Genomic DNA, 17,856 nt, shown 5'->3' on the forward strand with positions numbered 1-17,856 from the left:
CCAGCCGCTTCGAAATGAGAATCAGTACGCGGGACGGTACTGTATCGGAAATCGAAGCAGCGGGAGGGCGAGAGGGGTGGCGCAGCCGATGACGATGCCCAGACCGGGCAAGCCGGTGCGCGGATCGAGTACCGGGCGCCCCCTCATGGCCGCGCTCGACCTGTTCGGCCGTCGCTGGAACCTGCGCATCGTCTGGGAGTTGCAGCACGGGCCGGTCGGGTTCCGCGCGTTGCAGCAGCGCTGCGACAACATGTCCTCCAGCGTCCTGCGGCAACGGCTGACCGAGCTTCTAGACGCCCGCCTCGTCGCCCAGCAGCCGGACACGACCTACACGCTCACCGAGCTGGGCCACGGCGTCCACCAGGCATTGCGCCCGCTCGCCCGCTGGTCCGACACGTGGGCCTCGGCCCTGGACGAGGACAGCGAAAAACCAGTCCCGTGAAGGACCCTCACCGACCCTCGCCGACGCTCCGGAAGCCGACGTGTCGCCCGCAAGGGCGCGACCGCCACCGCCGCCCTCAGCCGAGGTAGTCCGCGCACCCTTCGTCGTCGAGTTCGAAGGGACCCTCAGGGATGACGCAGAACTCATTGCCCTCCGGGTCCGCCATCACCAGGAACCCGCCGTCGGCGTACTGCTCCAGCCTGCGACCGCCGAGCATCTCGACCCGCTGCTGCTCGGCAGCGGGATCGGGAGAGGTGATGTCGAAGTGCATCCGGTTCTTGCCCGACGTGGGCTCATCGGTCCGCTGAAAACCCAGCCCCAGACCGTCCTCCCGCCGCAGCCAGACGTACGGGCCCATCCGCGCCACGACCGGCCTTCCCAGCAGTTCGGACCAGAACGCGGCGAGCCGCTCAGGGTCCGCGGCATCGACGATGAGCGCGTTGATCCGCATAGGTGAGTCCGCCATGCGCCCATCCTCTCAAGCGGCCCCAGAGCCGCTCGGCGGCGGCTCGCTTGCGCCACGCCGTCGAGCAGGGCACGGCGTCCAAGAGGGGCTGCCGCAGCAGTACGCGTGTCCGCCGCACACCCCCCGTACACAGTCGGCCAGATCTCAACTATGCCGTTCCGTGTCTCTGCCGTATCAATGGGGAGCGTAAGTTCCGACGGACCGTCAGATTCGATCCCCCGCAGTGTGCCCGCACCCACCCGGCCCGGGGTCGCCATCCCACACATGGCACTCCCACCAATGGGAAGGGAACACGATCCCCATGAAGAGATTAACCACAGGTGCGGCACTCGCGGCCGGCGTCATCGCAGCCACGACGCTGGCCCTCGCGCCCACCGCATCGGCCGCCGTCACCCCAGGCTCCGCCAGCATCACCGCCTCCTGCGGCATCTTCGGCGGCGGCGCGGCCACACTGACCGCGACGCAGACCAGCAGCACTTCGGCCACCATCACCCTCAGCTCCACGGCCATCACCACACCGCTCGCCCTGTCGGCGAACTCCATCAGCTCGACGCTCACCATGGCCAACTCCACGGGCGCCAGCCGAGTCTTCAGCGGCACCGTGAATCCGGCCATCCCCGCGGGCGGCGCGGTCACCGTCGGCCCGCTTCCCGGCACCGTCGCCGTCGGCGACTCGCTGGACTTCTTCAAGGGCTCGCTGAAGATGGTCATCTTCGGCATCTCCGTCACCTGTACGTCGAGCGCGGCCCAGTCGCCCGGGCCCTTCGTCTTCAGCTGAGCCTGCCGTGAGTGAGTGACTCGTTCCGGATGCCGCAGGAACCGACCGATCTGACGATCAGTCACGTTCCTGCGGCATCTCCGCTGTCTGCCGCCACCCGGCCACCACCCACCGCGGGATTCCGCCACGCGCCGGGCAACCGCGCACGACACCGACCGACGGATCTGCGGCCCTCCATCCCCCTTCTCCCAAGGCGGCCCCGCGTCCCTTCCGGCCACATCGGCGCACATTGACGCCCCGAGTAGACCGGTCGTATAGTCCTCGACATCGGGACGGCACAACGGCACAACGGACCGACGCCACACAACACCCCCGCCCCCTCCTCCAAGGAGCAAGCATCATGGGACGCATCAAGGTCGGCACGGAGAACAGCACCGACATCGAGCTGTACTACGAGGACAAGGGAACGGGCCGACCGGTCGTGCTGATTCACGGCTACCCGCTGGACGGCACCTCCTGGGAGGGACAGATCCCGGCACTGCTGGCCGCCGGCAACCGCGTCATCACCTACGACCGGCGCGGCTTCGGCAAATCCAGCCAGCCCGCGACCGGTTACGACTACGACACCTTCGCCTCCGACCTGAACACCCTCATGGAGACCCTCGACCTGCGCGACGCGGTCCTCGTCGGGTTCTCCATGGGCACCGGAGAGGTGGCCCGCTACCTGTCCGCCTACGGTTCCGCCCGCGTCGACAAGGCCGTCTTCCTGTCCTCGCTGGAGCCCTTCCTCGCGATCACGGACGACAACCCGGACGGCGCCGCCCCGCTCTCCTTCTTCCAGGGCGTCTCCGACGCGGTGGCCAAGGACCGCTACGCCTTCTTCACCGGCTTCTACAACGACTTCTTCAACCTCGACGAGAACCTCGGCACCCGGGTGAGCGAGGAAGCCGTGCGCAACGCCTGGAACATCGCGACCGGCGCCGGCGCCATCGCCTCGGCTGCCGCGCCCCTGAGCTGGCCCACCGACTTCCGCGCCGACATCCCCCGCATCGACGTACCGGCGCTGATCGTGCACGGGACCGCCGACCGCACGCTGCCCATCGACGCGGCCGGACGACGCTTCGCCAAGGCGCTGCCCAGCGCGCGGTACGTCGAGATCGAAGGCGCCCCCCACGGCCTCCTCACCACCCACACCGCCGAGGTCAACGACATCCTCCTCGACTTCCTCGGCCGCTGACACACTGACCACGGACTACTGACCATCGGCCATTGATCACCGACGCCCATTAGACGACCGGTCTATTCAGCGTTAGGCTGACCGCATGGCAGTCACTCAGGGCGACACCCGCCGCAGCATCCTCGACACAGCTCAGCGGATCATGTCCCGCAAGGGCTTCGCCGCGGTAGGGATCAACGAAGTCCTGTCCGCCGCCGGGGTGCCCAAGGGGTCCTTCTATCACTACTTCGGCTCCAAGGACGCCTTCGGCGAGGCGATGATGCAGTCCTACTTCACGGACTACCTGGCCGACATGGACCGCATCCTCGCCGAGCCGGGCGCGACCTCCGCGCAGCGGCTGCTGAACTACTGGCAGAGCTGGCGCGACACGCAGAGCCTCGACGAGTGCCAGGGCAAGTGCCTGGCCGTGAAGCTCGGCGCCGAGGTCGCCGACCTGTCGGAGTCGATGCGGCTCGCCCTGAAGGACGGCACCACCGCCATAGTCGACCGCCTGGAACGCACGATCGCCGCCGGTGTGCAGGACGGCTCCCTCTCGGTCGACGACGGGGCCCGCACCACGGCACAGGTCCTCTACGACATGTGGCTCGGCGCCAGTGTCATGGCCAAGATCCACCGGGACATCGGCGCCCTGGACACCGCGATGACCGTCACCCGCCGGCTCCTGCACGTGTAGCCCTCCGGGGCCGCACCCGCAGCACGCCCGGCACCAGGTACCGCCAGGCGCGACACCTGACACCTGACACCACTCATCGGATCACACCGCGGCCACGCGGGGAGATCCTGACGGACACCAAGAGACGACCGGTCTACTGATTCCACGAGTTGACCGGTAGACCGGTTGAACACGCGAAGGAGCAGCACTCATGAAGGTCCTCATCGTCCTCACCTCGCACGACGAACTCGGCGACACCGGCAAGAAGACCGGCTTCTGGCTGGAGGAACTGGCCGCCCCCTACTACCGGTTCAAGGACGCCGGCTTCGACCTCGTGCTCGCCTCGCCCAAGGGCGGTCAGCCTCCGCTGGACCCCAAGAGCAACGAGCCGGCCAGCCAGACCGACGAGACCCGGCGCTTCGAGGCCGACCCCGAGGCCATGGACGCTCTCGCCCACACCGTCCGCCTCGACTCCGTCTCCGCCGACGACTTCGACACCGTCTTCTACCCCGGCGGCCACGGCCCGCTGTGGGACCTGGCCGAGGACCCCGCCTCGATCCGGCTGATCGAGACCACCCTGCGCACCGGCAAGCCGCTCGCTCTGGTCTGCCACGCCCCCGGCGTCCTGCGCCACGCGGTCAACGAGGACGGCACTCCGCTGGTGCGCGGCAAGAAGGTCACCGGATTCACCAACAGCGAGGAAGAGGGGGTCCAACTCACCAAGGTGGTCCCCTTCCTGGTCGAGGACGAGCTCGTCCGGCTCGGCGGCGACTACTCCAAGGGCGCCGACTGGGCACCGTACGTCCTCCGGGACGGCCTGCTGATCACCGGGCAGAACCCCGCCTCCTCCGGCCCGACCGCCGACGCGCTCATCGAACTCGCCACCAAGGCCGGGCAGTAGACGCCCCGTCACAGCGCCGCGCGAGCGGCTCTACGACACTGCCGGGCCGGACGCCTGTATGGCTCCGGCCCGGCAGCACCGCTCCAAAGACCACTGGCGAGGATCCGGGTCGCCCGGTGCTGCCGGGCGACCCGGATCCGTGGTTCAGGCCGGCAGCTTCCAGTTCTGGGCTGCCGAGCCGTTGCAGGTGTAGAGCTGGAGCTGAGTACCGGTCGTCGTCGTGGAGTTGGGGTCGTCCAGGCACAGCTTGGACTCGGGGTTGACCAAGGAGCCGTTGGTGCCCGCGGTCCACTGCTGGGCTCCGCTGCCGTTGCACGTCCAGAGCTGGACAAGGGTGCCGTTGGTGGTCCCGCTGTGGTCGGCGTCCAGGCATTTGCCCAGGCTCCGGACCGTGCCGTCGCCCGCGATGATCCAGTCCTGGGCGTAGGTGCTGTTGCAGGTCCAGATCTGGACGTGGCTGCCGTCCGTGGTGGAGGAGTTCGCGTCGTCCACGCACAGGTTGGACGACACCCCCGAGGTGATGGGGCCGATGCGGGGTGAAGCCGGAGCGGTGGTGTCACCGGCGTAGGAGGGCGGAGCGGCGGACGCGGCCGTCGCCCACGAGGTGTTGGCGCTGGTGCCGAGCGTGTAGGTCAGGGTGCCGCCCGCGGTGATCGCGGACGTGGGGGCGTAGGCGTTGTTCCAGGCGGAGCCGTTCCATGTGGCGGACTGGACGTAGGGGGCGTTGTCGGCGGCTCCGTTGCCGTTGATCGTCAGCGTCTTGCCGGACGGCAGGGTGATCACGGCCTGGGTGAACACCGGGGATCCCAGGGCGAGATCGGCGGTCCCAGGGGTCTCGGGGAACATGCCGAGCGCGGACCACACGTACCAGGCGCTCATCGCGCCCAGGTCGTCGTTGCCGTCGGCCAGCCCGCCCGGGGTGTTCGCCCAGATCTGCTGCTGGATCGACCGTACAGTGCTCTGGGTCTTGTAGGGCTGCCCGATGTAGTCGTACTCCCAAGGGAGTTCGATGCTGGGTTCGTTGCCGACCCACGCGTACCCGTTGGCGCCCGTGTAGCTGCGGAGCACCGTGTCCAGGTAGTGGCTCATCGCCGTGTTGCCGCCCTTGGCGCGTGCGAGGCCGCCGATGTTGAACGGGATCATCCCGGTGTAGATCCAGGAGTCGGCCTCGACCATGTCGGTGCCGCTGGTGGGGTCGAAGCCGCCGGTCCAGGAGCCGCTCGCGTTGCGCGGCTCGACGAAGCCGGAGGCCGGGTTGAGCACGTTGCGCCAGTCCTGGGCGCGATTGGCGTACGTCTTCTGGTTGCCGGTGTCGCCGAGCGCCCCGGCCATCGCGGAGAGCGCGAAGTCGGCGGTGTTGTACTCCAGCGTGGTGGCCACGGGGCCGTAGAAGTTGCAGCATCCGTAGCTGCCGTCGTGCGGCATGTACCCCGGTGAGTTCAGGTAGTTGAGGCCCGGCCGGTCGTTGTTGGTCGTGCTGGCCTGCTTGACCATGTCGGCGAGCGCGGTCGTGGCGTCGAAGTCCCGGGCGCCGAAGGCGTAGTAGTCGGCGATGATGCCGTCCGCCGGATCTCCGACCATCACGTACGACTCGCCGTTGTTCTCGGACCACTTGGGGAAGATCCCGGTCTGGGCGTAGTCGTCGACCATCGACTGGGCCGTGTCCGAGGCGACTTGGGGTGCGACCAGCGCTTCGAGCTGCGCCTGCGAGCGGTAGATGTCCCAGCCGGAGTAGTTGGCGTAGGCGGCCTTGTGGCCGGCGTCCACGGTGTGGGTCCTGCCGTCGAAGCCGTAGTACTGGCCGTTGGTGTCGCTGATGATGTTCGGGTGCAGGAGCGAGTGGTAGAGCGCGGTGTAGAAGGTCTGCTGCTGCGCGGCCGTTCCGCCCGCGATCTGTATCTTGCCCAGTGCGCTGTTCCAGGCGTCCTGGGCTGCGGTGCGGGTCGCGTTGAAGTCCCAACCGGTGTTCTCGGCCGCCCGGTTGGCGGTCGCGTTGGCCACCGAGACGTAGGAGACGCCGACCTTGGCCTGCACCACCGGGTTGCTCGTGGTGTTGAAGGTGACGTAGCCGTTGGAGGCGGCGGCCTCAGGCGAGGCGCTGCTCTTGGTGGTCTTCGGGGCCGCGGCGGTCGGCGTAGTTCCGTGGAGCACGGGCTTGTTGGGCTGCTCGGCCGCGTTCTTCGACGCCGTGCGGGGCTTCGCGGGGGTGGCGGCCGACGCCTTGGCGACCGAGCTTCCCTGGGAGGCGAACGGCTGGTCGAAGACCATGTCGAAGTACACGGTGTACGTGTTCCCGGCGCCGCAGAAGCGCCCGCTGGTGACCTGCCCGCTCACCTCGGTGTTCGAGACCTTGGTGAACTGCGTTGACGAAGCGCCGTTCTGACTGCTCGTCAACTTGAAGATCAGGTTGGCCTGGCTGGTCGAGGGGAAGGTGAAGCGCGCCATCCCGCTGCGGGCCGTGGTGGTCAGCTCGGTGGTCACCTGGTTGTTCAGGCCGACCTTGTACGAGCCCGCGGACGCCGTTTCGTTGGCGTGCGAGAACGCCACCGTGGCGCCGGTGTTGACCGTGCCGGTAGTCGGCAGCACGGGTATGTCTCCCGCCGCTCCGCAGCCCGGCCCGGCGATGTGCGTGAGGCTGAAGCCAGTGATGGACGAGTCGTTGTACTCGTAACCGCCGCCGGGAGGCCGCGACGTCGTGTCGGGGCTCCACTGCACCATGCCGAACGGCACGTCGGCTCCGGGGAAGTCGTTGGCCTGGTTCGACGTACCGATGAACGGGTTGACCACGCTGGCCGGCGACGCCACGAGCGCCGCCCTTCCGGCCGCCCACGCGGGTGCGCACAGCCCGGCCATGGCCAGCGCCGCGGCCGCGAACAGACCGATCGCGGCCGTTCCGGGAGGTCTCGACAGTCGTGTCACGGGGGTTTCTCCTCTACTCGGAAGCGGGAGTTGGATCTCGAACTGGACCGGGAACTGGAGCTGGAAGTGAAAGTGGAAGTGGAGCGGGTGCTGGAACCGAACTTGAAAACTGACAACGTTGTCTTCACGCGAAGCACGGAACTCCCTTGATCGACAGTCGGGTTGACAACGTTGTCGCATCGTCTGAACACGGCGCCTGGCGATGCGGATCCACGAACAGGCCCCTGAAGCAGGGGCGAGAACTGCCCGTGAAGCTAGCTACAGGGCAGGGGCATGTCAACGCCTTGCGCAAGAGGCAGTGCCGGCCGCCAGGCAGAGGGGCCTGGCAGCACGGTCACGTCACGTCTCACCGGCGGCAGCCGCTCATCTCACCGGACGTGGCGTCGGCGAGGCGGACCGCGCGTGCACCGAAACCGCCTGCCCGCACCTCCCGCCGGCCTCCGACGGGACGGTCGCAGGAGACCGCCCGAGGGACCAGATACCCATCCGCGCACGGGAGTTCGCGGTAGGCGGGTGAAGCGGAGTTCGGCGCGGCCGAGGGGCTTCCGCCGTCTCCGTAGGGCTACTTCGGGGTCGGCGGCGTCAGAAGTCGGCCGACGGCGGCGTTCCCTGCCGTGCGTTGAAGATGCGCGAGTTGGTCGCGCATGGCGCTTTCCGGTGCGGTTCGCGCGATCGTCCGGCTCACGACCGCCTGGGCATTCCCGTCCTCTGGTTCCCCGCGGAATGTCTCCGCTGCCTCGCACGCCTCGCGCCGCGGCTCGTCGGACATCAACCACGTCCTTTTCGATAGGTGGAGCGAACCAAGTCTGCCGTCCCGGGCCGGAAGAGCAAACCGGCGCGGTTGGGCTGTCACTCAGTGGAGCGGCGGCGGTTCTCGGGGGCCAGGAGGAGGCGCGATCGTGCCCCGAGATGTGCACCTACGGGCAAGCCATACACGCCATGTCGGTGATAACTGTGGACGGACAGCGCTGTTGGCAGGAGGTCCCGTGCAATCTTTCGACCACGACCGTTCCCACGCGTCGGAACAAACACGGGGCAGATCCGCAGTCCGGCCCAACGCGGCACCGCTGACAGGGGCTTGGATACGGCATCTTCAGCGTTACGCCTCGGGCTCCGCCGCCCGGCAGGAGAGCGATCCCACCGCCCACCATGCCCAGGTGCAGCGGGCGGCCGTCGAACGGGCACTCTCGTCTCCTGGCAAGCCGATGGAAAGCGGTCTGCGCAGTGAGATGGAGGGCCGGTTCGGGGGAGCCGACTTCAGCGGGGTGGTCGTTCACGACAACTCGGTGGCACGCGAGGCGGCGGCGGTGCTGGACGCCAAGGCGTTCGTGAGCGGTCCGCACATCGTGGACGGAGGGGACATGAACTCCCACACCTGGGCTCACGAACTGGCTCATTGGGAGGAACAGCAGCAGGGGTCCGTACCGGGTAAGGACAACGGCGCCGGGGTGCGCATCTCCCACCCGAACGACGACGGTGAACGTCGCGCGGACGCGAAGGCCGATCAGGTGATGAGCGGTCCGCCGCCCGTACAACGAGCCACCGCCGGGACAGCGGAGAGAGAGCACCGGCCGGCGCACGACGCTCAGGACGGATGCGGCGGAGATCATCACGGGAACGGTGCAGCCGTCCAGCGGTACAAAGTCGTCCGTCCCGGAGAAACGGACTACCCGAAGAAGGAGCCGGACTCGGACTCGTTCTTCGTGTCCCAGGACACCAACGCGAGTGGAAGCTGGTTCGACGAGCGCTCCAAGGACGCACCGCCCAAGCCCCACTTGGTGTACGCCGGTTCGGTCCCCCTTGCCGTGTCGGACTCCTTCGAACTCGCCGCGCCGTACGCCGGTGGAGGGGTCGAACCAAAGAGTTTCTTCGCATCCGATTCCCAGATCTCCGCGTCCAATGGGCGGCTCGGCGGGCACATCCTGCTGTCGAAGACCGGCCGGTCCCTGGTCTTCGAAGCCTCCGGTGGCGGGAAGACCCTGTGGGAGGTCGAGCCGGAGATGCGCACGGAGAAGGACGGACGGAAGCCCAAGGGGCTGGAAGTCGGCACTCCGCAGCGCTGCAACGAAATGGTCGAGTTCGTCACGGGCAAAAGCAGCATGAAGTATGCGGTGGACGCCCCGTACTGGACCACGGTCGAGAAATTCCTCCACCGCATGGAGGGAAAGAAGAAGTGGCTCGGCCGGTACCAGAAGGCTGTTGACTCGGGTGACGTCGATGAGTTCAACGCGGTCACCTTCAAGATGAGTGACAGGTTCCAGGAGTGGGTCAGGAAGAACCCCAGAAAGGCGGAACAGGTGCTCGCGGAGTTGGAGGCCAACGAGCATGCCGCCATGCCCAGGGTGAACGACGCGATGGTTGTCACCGCGTCACCGAACGAGGAGCAGGACCGCACCCGGAGGCAGGCCCGAGCCGCGGGAACGGGCGGCAATTTCATGGACTACCACTTCGGAGGTGTCGTCGCCGTCAGCGGAAGCGACTACATCACCATGGAGAACTACGCCCGAGAACAGCACTCCGACAGCATGGACACCAAGAGCAAGGACGACCCTCTCTGGTACTTCAGGATGTACGGACAGCAGACCAACCAGACCTGGCACGAGCTCTGGGCCGGTTCCAACACAAGCCTTCTCGGTGCGAAACTCACCATCACGCTGCGCGGCTGAGAGGACGTCACCGCCGGGATCGCGGTATGCGCCGGGACGGTTGTGCACGGGGATGGCGGCACAACCGTCCCGGCGCATCTCCGGGTCATTGATGGGCACTGTCCAGGGCGCCTTCTCGGGACAGGGAGAGTCACGCGCCCGGACCACGGCCCGTCACCGAGTGGCGGCTCCACACATCCGGACACCGGCACTTCGGCCGCCCGGGCCGTCCCAGTGGGCTGCCGTCGCGAGGACGGCGGCGGCAGCGCCCGTTCCGAGGACGGCGCCGGCGATGACGTCGCCCGGGTAGTGCACCCCGGTGTGAACGCGCGAGTAGCCCACGGCGCAGGCCAGCAGGCCGAGCGGGACCGTGACGGCCGGGAACACGGGCCCCACAGCCGCGGCGAAGGCGACGGCCGAGGCCGTGTGGCCGGAGGGGAAGGACGCGGACGCGGGCATGGGGACATGGCGGCCCGGGAAGGGCGAGTCCTCGGCGCGGTGCGGGCGTGGCCGTCGTACGAGACGCTTGCCGAGCAGGTTGGCGGTGGTGGACGCGACGCCGATCGCCGCGACGCCGAGCACCGCGGCGCGGCGGGAGCGGCCGGGGCGCAGCGCCAGGGTGGCGGCGATCAGGAGAGAGATCTTGGAGTGATCGGCCGCGGCGGACAGCCGGCGCAGCGCCGAGTCGAGTGCGGGTGTGCTGGTGACCGTGACGGCCTCGTAGAGGACATGGTCGAGGCTGGCGAGATCTCGCAACAGGCCCTGCGGTACTCGTTGCTGCCGAGGGTGGTGGTCAATCATCGCTCTGCTCCTGGTCCTTGTCGTGTGCGGGGGCTGCTCGGTCGTGGCTCTCCATGCCGTACGGCGAGCGGTCGAAGGCGAGGCGTACGACGCGGTACCAGTCGACGGCCGGTGCGACGTACGGCGCCCCCGGACGTTCCCGGGGCACGCGCACGCGCAGTGCGCCCGGCCGTATCGTGCACACCACGGGCGGCGGCAGGAGGAGCGCCTCGCCATCGACGGCCACCGGGATGGTCTCCTCATCGGCCTCGACGGTGACGCTGCGGGACGTCAGGGTCGTGATGCCGCTGGCCCGCTCCCCCAGCAACGCCAGTTCGGCTGCCTGTACCGCGCCTCCGACGCGGACCGCGATCACGCCGAGCGCGCCCGTGTCGAGCCGTTCCCTGCGGCCGCCGGTCAGCGGGTCGGCCCGTGCGTAGGGGTTGTTGCTGACCAGCACGGCCTGTGGGGTCTCCAACTGCTCCGCGTCGGTACGGGCATTGAGTTCGGCGCCCGCCTCACCCGCCAGCAGGTCCGGCAACTGGTCGAGCGCCGTGGCCGCTTTGGCGTCGCGGTAGTCGGGGCTCTGCACGATGTGCGCGTAGGTTCCGAACGAGGCGGTGTTGACGAACGGCCTGCCGGAGATGTCCCCGAGGTCCACGCGGAGTTCCACACCGTCCGAGAGCGCCTCCAGGCTGTTCACCGGATCGTCCCGGTCCAGGCCGAGGTCCATGGCGAAGTGGTTGCGGGTGCCCGCTGTCACGACCATGAACGGCAGGCCGTGTTCGGCGGCCACTCCTGCCACCAGGGCCTGGGTGCCGTCGCCGCCGGCGACACCGAGCAGGTCCGCTCCCTCGGCGACCGCCTGCCGGGCCAGCGCGACGGGATCCGGATCCGTGTCCAGGTCGAGGAGGATCACCCGTGCGCCCAGCGCCTCGGCCTTCTCGACGAGTCCGTACTGCCCGACCTTCCCGCCCCCCGACTTAGGATTCATGATGAGCACGGCCCGGCGGGGCGCGCGCACCGTGCGGGTGTGCATGCCGTGCGGCTTGCGCAGCCGACGCAGGGCACTCCTCGCGCAGCCGAGCGCAGCCGTCCACGCCGCGAGGGCGACGACCGCGACCAGCCACAGTCCCGACACGGCGTACAGCACGAGGACGCCGATGGGTGCGGTGATCGCCAGCAGGGCACTGAGGAACCGGGCGAGTCCGCGGTGCGCCAACGCCCACCACAGGCCCGCGGCGGCCAGTCCGAGGCCCGCCAGTCCCAGCAGCAGGATGAACCAGTGGTGGGTGCCGATCACTACCGCGGCCACCGCTCCCGCGATGCACAGCAGGGCGAGGCGGGCCAGGGCTCTGGCCCATCCGAGACCCGTGTCGGGCCTCTGGGATCTCGTCTCGCGCGTCGTTCCGGTCTCGTTCAATGTCTCTTCCCCGTCATGGCTGAGGCGGACGCCCGCCGACGCGGCGGGCACTGCGTCTGCCCGTCGCTCCGGCGGTTCCTGTCAGTGTGCGTGGGACGTACGCGGTGTGTCCGGCCCCGTCCTCCCCGACGTCGCTGTCCCTGTCCGCCACCCCGTCTCCTCACGCCCATCGGTGGTCGACGGAGCCTTGACACCGTGCATCGCAGAGTGGATCAAGGGTACAGGCCGGGTCGCGCCGGCCCGGGCGGACACCGGTTCCGACGCTCCGCTCCGCCGGACCGGGAGCGTACGAGGCCTCCGTATCCGGCGGACCGGGCATGGTCGGCGGCCGGCATCACCGCCGCGCGGAAGGAGCACGCGCCTGGCGCTCCGGCACCGCCGAAGCGAAGGATGCGCGGGGGCTGGATTGTTGGCTCCAACCCTGATAGATCACCTTGTCATGGCCATGAGTGCGATGGAACTGCACACCATCAACCGTTGGGAGGCGTCGTTCCTCCGCGAAGAGGTGGACGGCTACTTCGCCCACGGCATCGAGTGCGCGCCGGGCGCGACGGTACTCGACGTGGGCGCCAACATCGGCGTGTTCTCGGCCGCCGTCTATGAACGGCTCGACGGAGACGTGCGGATCTACGCCTTCGAGCCGCTGCCGGCACTCCACTCGACACTCGACCGCAATGCCCGCGAGTTCTTCGACGGCCGTCTGACCGCGCTCCCCTACGGCCTGGCATCCCGTGACGACGAACTCGACTTCAGCTACGTTCCGGCCGCCACGATCTTCTCGTCGTCCTCGCGGGATCAGGGAAACATCGAGGACGAGCGCCGCCGGGTCACCGCGAGCGTGGTCGAGATGATCCGCCAAGGCGGCCTCGGACCGGTACTGCGCCGCGTACCCGCCCCTCTCCTCACCCTCCTCATCAGCCGCAGACTCCGGGTGCTACGACGGCTGGAGACGCACCGTGTGAAGGTCAGGCCCCTGTCCTCGGTGCTGGACGAGTTGGGCATCGACCGCATCGACCTGCTGAAGATCGACGTGGAGGGCGCCGAACTCGAGGTACTCCGAGGTATCGAGGAACGGCATTGGCCGCTGGTCCGCCAGGCGGTCGTCGAGGTGGAGCGCTGGCAGCAGAACCGCGACACGGTCTGCGAGGTTCTCGTCGCGCACGGCCTGACAGTCCACGCGGAGCAGGACTCGGTACAGCGGGCCGGCGACATCGGCATGGTGTTCGCGGTCAGGCCCTGACCAGCCACTGCGTCCCCGCGCCCAAGGCACAGCACAGGTTTCCAGATCCGGGACGCGAGCCTTCGCCTTGGCCGAGCTGTTCTGTGGCAGACCTGTCCGAGCAGCCCCAACTTGCTCTGCCCGAAGGCGTGTTGGGCGTGACGTGACAGTGTGGAGCGACCCCGGATGTCCGCTGACGGCCGACGCCCTGCCGGAGAAAGTCAGGCAGACAGGGCAGTCGAATCCCCTCCCCCACCCGTCTTTACGGATGGACAAGGGAGGGCACATTGAACGCCGACGATGAACGCGAGTTCCGTGAGTTCGTGGCCGCACGGTCGAGATCGCTGCTGCACGCGGCCTACCTGCTGACCGGCGACTGGGAGCAGGCCCGCGACCTGCTCCAGACCGCGCTCGCGTCCACGGCCCGGCGCTGGTCGCGGCTGCGCGACAGGCAGCAACCGGAGACCTATGTCCGCCGGGTGATCTACCACGCCCAGATGGACCGCTTCCGGCTGCTCAGCTGGGGCAAGGAGAAGGTCACCGACACGCTCCCGGACCCGCCCGCGCAGGCCGCCGACTGGGCCGACACCGTGGCCCAGCGCCACGACATCATGACCGCGCTGCGACAACTCCCCAAACGCCAGCGCGCGGTGATCGTGCTGCGCTACTTCGAGGACCTGCCGGACGCCGAGATCGCCGATCTCCTGGGCATCGCCCAGGGCACCGTCCGCAGTCAGACCCACAAGGCCCTGGCCACCCTGCGTGCCGCTTTCGCCGGGACGGGGTCATCGACCATGACCTCCTCCTCCCCTGCCTCCGGAAGGAGCACCGGCGCATGAACCATCCGACCGCACATCCCCTGCACGACGCCCTGCACGCCCATGTCCACGAGGGCGGGAGCGACACTGCCGATCCCTTCCTGGCGGGCCTGGCGGACGACGCGTTGCGGCTCGCCCGGCGACGGAAGCGGCTGGCCCGCTCCGGGGCCGGTGTCATCGCCGCCGCCGTCATCGCCACCGTGGGGGTCGCCGTCGCGGACGGGGCGACTTTGGGCGCGCACCCGCTGCGACCCGCCGCGGGAGGCACGGGGAACGCGGAGGGGCCGACCCGGTTCTCCCTCTTGCCGATCACCTCGAAGACGGACAACGCCTGCGTCCCGGGCAGCGACGGATACCCCGTGAACGCGACCGCGACCAGCCCGGCATCCTGCGTCCACGTGGACCGCGCAGGCGGCATGACCGGCGTCCGGGCCGTCTCCGCGCAGGCCCGGAACAGCGCCATCGGCTGGGAGGTCGCCCTGACCCTCGGCCCCACCGACCGGACCCGCCTCGCCGACCTCACCCGTACCCTCGCCACCGCCACCGCCCCGCGCAACGAGCTGGCCGTCGTCATCGACGGCAGACTCCGGGAGATCGCCCTCATCGCCGCACCCCTCACCGACGGCCATTTCGCCATCGTCAGTGGCCTGACCAGCGATACCGCCCACGACCTGGCGCTCCGCCTGGGAACCGGCGAGTAGGCACCGGCATCGTCGCCGATGGTTTTGGTACGCCTCGGTCCACGCCGGGTGGGGACCACGCTCAGGCGGACGCGCCCGTCGCCGCGGTGATCAGGGCGCTCGCCGCCGCGCGGGTGGCGGCGGCCACGGCCACGGTGGAGTCGTGATCCATCAGGGCGGAGATGCCGGCGCCGTCGTAGAGGATCTGGAGCTGGTGGCCCAGGGTGCCGGGGTCGGTGGCGCCGGCCTCGGTGGCGAGACCGGTGAACAGTTCGCGCATCCAGGTGCGGAAGGCGTCCGCCGCTTCCTCGACCAGTCCGCCGGGGCTGGCCTCGGCGCCGGCGCGGATGAAGGCGCAGCCGTGGAAGTCGGTCCGGTCGAACTGTCGGCCCTGGGACTCGAAGACCGCCAGGATCTGGTCGCGAGGCGTGTCGCGCTCGGCGACGGCCCGGGTGATCCGGTCGGCGGTGCCCTGGTGCCGGGTGTCGAGGTATGCCCGGACGAGCTGTTCCTTGCCGCCGAAGGTGTTGTACAGCGACGCCTTGGCCACGCCCGCGTGCTCGATGACCCGGTCGATGCCGACGGTCTGCACGCCCTCGGCGTAGAACAGTTCGTTCGCTGCGGCGAGCAGGCGCTCACGTGCCGACGGCTTCGCGGTGCTCTGGACGCTCGGCATGACGGTCACTCCTTCAGACAGATCTGTCTACATTATGCCCCGGCCGGGGACGCTCCTCAGGTGTTGCCGTCCACGCGCCTGCCCGGCGCGGTCATCGCCCCGTCACGGCCACCACGCAGCAGCCCGATCAACGCGAACGCCGCGAGGAGGATCACGGCGACGCCGTACTCCTGTGCGGTGACGGTCAGTCCGCCCGCGTGGACGACGAGGAACCCGGCGATCACGGCGGGCACCCCCATGCCCAGGTAGGAGACGACGAAGAGCAGCGACAGCACCCCGGAACTCTCGTGCGGCCGGGCCAGCGGCATCACCGTGCGGATACCGCCCTGGAACCCGCTGCCGAAGCCGACGCCCGCGATGGCGGTGCCGACGAAGAAACCGGTGGGCGAGGAGTCTCGAATCGAGACGAGGGTGAGGGCCACCCCGGCGAGCAGCGCGAGGATGCCGGTGAACATGACCGTCCGGGTGGCCGCCCTCCGCAGGGCCAGCACCGAGACGGCGGCCACCCCCGCGAGCACGAACAGGCTGAGCCCGCCCAGGACTTCGGACCTGGAACCGGTCAACTGCCGTACGAGGGACGGACCGAGCGACCCGTACAGCCCGGCCAGCGCCCAGACGGCGAACAGCACCGGCGCGGCCACCAGCATCGGGCGGCGCACGGCGCGCGGCAGCTTGATCTCGGGCGCGAGGCTGGCCAGCGCCCCCGGCTTGCGGGTCACCGTCTCCGCCATCAGCGAGACGGCGACGGCCTGGAGGACGAAGACCGCGAGCAGCCCCAGGTAGACCAGATGCGTGGGGGCGGGCAGGAACTGGACGACCAGGCCGGAGACCAGCGCGCCGGTCGCCGTGCCGATGCCCGGGACGACCGCGTTGGTGATGGTGCCGCGCGGGCGGTCGATGTCCATCATCCCCGCCCCGATCGCGCCGAGCGCGGCGCCGGTCGACAGTCCCTGGACGATCCGGGCGACCATCAGCCCCGACACGCCGTCGGCGGTGGCGAACACCACCATCGAGGCAGCCTGCGCCGCCAGCGCGGCCAGCAGCACCGGCCGCCTGCCGACATGGTCGGAGAGCTTGCCCATGGTGAGCAGCCCGAGCAGCACGGCCACCGCGTAGACGCCGAAGACCACGGTCGTGGTGATCGGGTCGAAGCCCCATTCGGCCTGATAGGACGCGTAGAGCGGGGTCGGCGCGCTGGAGGCGGCCAGGAACGAGATGGTGATCGAGGCGAGAACGTACAGCGCCACGTTCGGTGGCAGCCGCCGGCTCCGAGCGGATACGGCGGCGGGCCCGGACCCGGGTCGGGCGTCGGCGGGCGCAGCATCCGACGCGCGCGCCGGTATGGGCGCCGGGACGACCGAGAGTTTCGTCATGACCATTCCGTTCCCTGCTTGAGTAGACCTGTCTGTCTAGCCGATCTGGGTAGAGAGTAGACAGACAGGTCTACTCAGGTCAAGTGGGGAGCGAAACAGGCGAGGCGAGCGTCGTTCGACGCGACGCGCCCGCATCTCCGCGAGCAGCCGCGTCCAGGCAGCACCCGCCGTCCGTCAGCAACTGGCCTCGCCCGAACATCGGCCTCCGTGGAGGCGCTTCTCCCCGGCGGCGCCTCCACCCTGCGTCAGCAGCAGGTTTCCGCCCCGCACCCGGCACCGGCCGACCCGTCCGCGTCCGCCTCCGGACGGAGCTCAGCGGTGCGGCAACGGCCAATTCCGACCGAAGACGTTTGTTCGAGCCCGTTCGGCGCACACGAAGAGCTGACACAGCCTTTTTCGACACAGCGGAAGCGGAGACGCACCATGGGAATCATCGCGTGGATCATCATCGGCCTGCTCGCCGGAGCGATCGCCAAGCTGCTGATGCCGGGCAAGGACCCGGGCGGCGTCATCATCACCATGCTCATCGGCATCGCCGGTGGTCTGCTCGGCGGCTGGCTCGGCAAGGTGATTTTCGGCGTCGACTCCATCGACGGTTTCTTCGACCTCTCCACCTGGATCGCCGCGATCGTCGGATCCCTGATCCTGCTCATCCTCTACCGCATGGTCACCGGCAACCGACGTTCGCACCGTCACGCCTGACCGACCGTCGGCTCACACCGCAGCACCTGACTGAACGGCTCCCCCTGGTTCACAGGACGGGAGCCGTCAGCATGTCCACGCCTCGATCCCCCAGGCAGCCACCCACGGCACTGGCTGTCTCCATGCCGCGAGACCCCCAATCGACGCCATACGGCACGCCGTTGCGCGAGCGCGTACGGCCCGCCCCGCCCCACGACGTCATGTC

General features: G+C 69.1%; 16 protein-coding genes. 10 read left to right on the top strand and 6 right to left on the bottom strand.

The annotated features are described in order from the left end of the window. Positions 1-88: 88 nt before the first annotated feature. On the top strand, positions 89-442 hold the full coding sequence (locus tag ACIPTO_RS21510; protein ID WP_401194547.1) for a winged helix-turn-helix transcriptional regulator: 354 nt from the start codon (positions 89-91) through the stop codon (positions 440-442). A 76-nt stretch (positions 443-518) separates the two neighbouring features. Here ACIPTO_RS21510 and ACIPTO_RS21515 read toward each other — a convergent pair whose 3' ends face one another. Beyond that, entirely contained in the window at positions 519-908 is a 390-nt protein-coding gene (locus ACIPTO_RS21515; protein WP_401194549.1) for a VOC family protein, read from the bottom strand. A gap of 301 nt (positions 909-1,209) precedes the next feature. On the opposite strand from ACIPTO_RS21515, the gene ACIPTO_RS21520 reads away from it, so the two are divergent. The 4 genes from ACIPTO_RS21520 (at position 1,210) to ACIPTO_RS21535 (ending at position 4,416) form a co-directional block, all read left to right on the top strand. Then, positions 1,210-1,686, top strand: a complete 477-nt coding sequence (locus ACIPTO_RS21520) for a hypothetical protein (protein WP_401194552.1) — start codon at positions 1,210-1,212, stop codon at positions 1,684-1,686. Between the two features lie 340 nt (positions 1,687-2,026). Next, positions 2,027-2,863, top strand: coding sequence for an alpha/beta hydrolase (locus tag ACIPTO_RS21525; protein ID WP_366315171.1), 837 nt, complete (start codon positions 2,027-2,029; stop codon positions 2,861-2,863). An 85-nt stretch (positions 2,864-2,948) separates the two neighbouring features. Continuing rightward, complete coding sequence (locus ACIPTO_RS21530; protein ID WP_401194555.1) at positions 2,949-3,536, top strand: TetR/AcrR family transcriptional regulator; 588 nt, start codon at positions 2,949-2,951, stop codon at positions 3,534-3,536. Between the two features lie 190 nt (positions 3,537-3,726). Further along, complete coding sequence (locus tag ACIPTO_RS21535) at positions 3,727-4,416, top strand: type 1 glutamine amidotransferase domain-containing protein (RefSeq protein WP_401194557.1); 690 nt, start codon at positions 3,727-3,729, stop codon at positions 4,414-4,416. Between the two features lie 144 nt (positions 4,417-4,560). Here the strand turns inward: ACIPTO_RS21535 and ACIPTO_RS21540 are convergent, their stop codons facing one another. Next, positions 4,561-7,335 carry a lectin gene (locus ACIPTO_RS21540; protein WP_401194559.1) on the bottom strand — a complete coding sequence of 925 codons (2,775 nt, stop codon included), beginning with the start codon at positions 7,333-7,335 and terminating at the stop codon, positions 4,561-4,563. An 899-nt stretch (positions 7,336-8,234) separates the two neighbouring features. Here ACIPTO_RS21540 and ACIPTO_RS21545 point away from each other — a divergent pair. Further along, complete coding sequence (locus tag ACIPTO_RS21545; RefSeq protein WP_401194562.1) at positions 8,235-10,001, top strand: DUF4157 domain-containing protein; 1,767 nt, start codon at positions 8,235-8,237, stop codon at positions 9,999-10,001. Positions 10,002-10,154: 153 nt separating this feature from the next. Here the strand turns inward: ACIPTO_RS21545 and ACIPTO_RS21550 are convergent, their stop codons facing one another. After that, the gene (locus ACIPTO_RS21550; protein WP_366315179.1) at positions 10,155-10,781 is read right to left on the bottom strand and encodes a phosphatase PAP2 family protein; all 627 of its coding nucleotides are present in this window, start codon (positions 10,779-10,781) and stop codon (positions 10,155-10,157) included. Next, a complete protein-coding gene (locus tag ACIPTO_RS21555) occupies positions 10,774-12,183 on the bottom strand; it encodes a diacylglycerol/lipid kinase family protein (RefSeq protein ID WP_401194565.1) in 1,410 nt (469 codons plus the stop codon). Before ACIPTO_RS21555 ends, ACIPTO_RS21550 begins: the two co-directional genes overlap by 8 nt. Before the next feature lie 445 nt (positions 12,184-12,628). Here ACIPTO_RS21555 and ACIPTO_RS21560 point away from each other — a divergent pair, with 445 nt between their 5' ends. From ACIPTO_RS21560 to ACIPTO_RS21570, 3 genes are all read left to right on the top strand, one after another. Continuing rightward, positions 12,629-13,423 carry an FkbM family methyltransferase gene (locus tag ACIPTO_RS21560; protein ID WP_401194567.1) on the top strand — a complete coding sequence of 265 codons (795 nt, stop codon included), beginning with the start codon at positions 12,629-12,631 and terminating at the stop codon, positions 13,421-13,423. A 266-nt stretch (positions 13,424-13,689) separates the two neighbouring features. Beyond that, entirely contained in the window at positions 13,690-14,241 is a 552-nt protein-coding gene (locus ACIPTO_RS21565; protein ID WP_401194569.1) for a SigE family RNA polymerase sigma factor, read from the top strand. Continuing rightward, positions 14,238-14,921: a SecDF P1 head subdomain-containing protein gene (locus ACIPTO_RS21570; RefSeq protein WP_401194571.1), complete on the top strand. Its 684-nt coding sequence runs from the start codon at positions 14,238-14,240 to the stop codon at positions 14,919-14,921. Before ACIPTO_RS21565 ends, ACIPTO_RS21570 begins: the two co-directional genes overlap by 4 nt. 61 nt (positions 14,922-14,982) lie before the next feature. Here ACIPTO_RS21570 and ACIPTO_RS21575 read toward each other — a convergent pair whose 3' ends face one another. Continuing rightward, positions 14,983-15,576 (bottom strand): TetR/AcrR family transcriptional regulator, encoded by a 594-nt coding sequence (locus ACIPTO_RS21575; protein ID WP_401194574.1) that lies wholly within the window; start codon positions 15,574-15,576, stop codon positions 14,983-14,985. Positions 15,577-15,632: 56 nt separating this feature from the next. Beyond that, positions 15,633-16,823: an MFS transporter gene (locus tag ACIPTO_RS21580; RefSeq protein WP_401194576.1), complete on the bottom strand. Its 1,191-nt coding sequence runs from the start codon at positions 16,821-16,823 to the stop codon at positions 15,633-15,635. A 549-nt stretch (positions 16,824-17,372) separates the two neighbouring features. Here ACIPTO_RS21580 and ACIPTO_RS21585 point away from each other — a divergent pair. Continuing rightward, positions 17,373-17,651, top strand: a complete 279-nt coding sequence (locus tag ACIPTO_RS21585) for a GlsB/YeaQ/YmgE family stress response membrane protein (protein ID WP_366315193.1) — start codon at positions 17,373-17,375, stop codon at positions 17,649-17,651. Positions 17,652-17,856: the final 205 nt, after the last annotated feature.

This window comes from Streptomyces sp. NPDC090083 (genome assembly GCF_044747445.1).
In the GTDB taxonomy this organism is placed as follows: Bacteria; Actinomycetota; Actinomycetes; order Streptomycetales; family Streptomycetaceae; genus Streptomyces.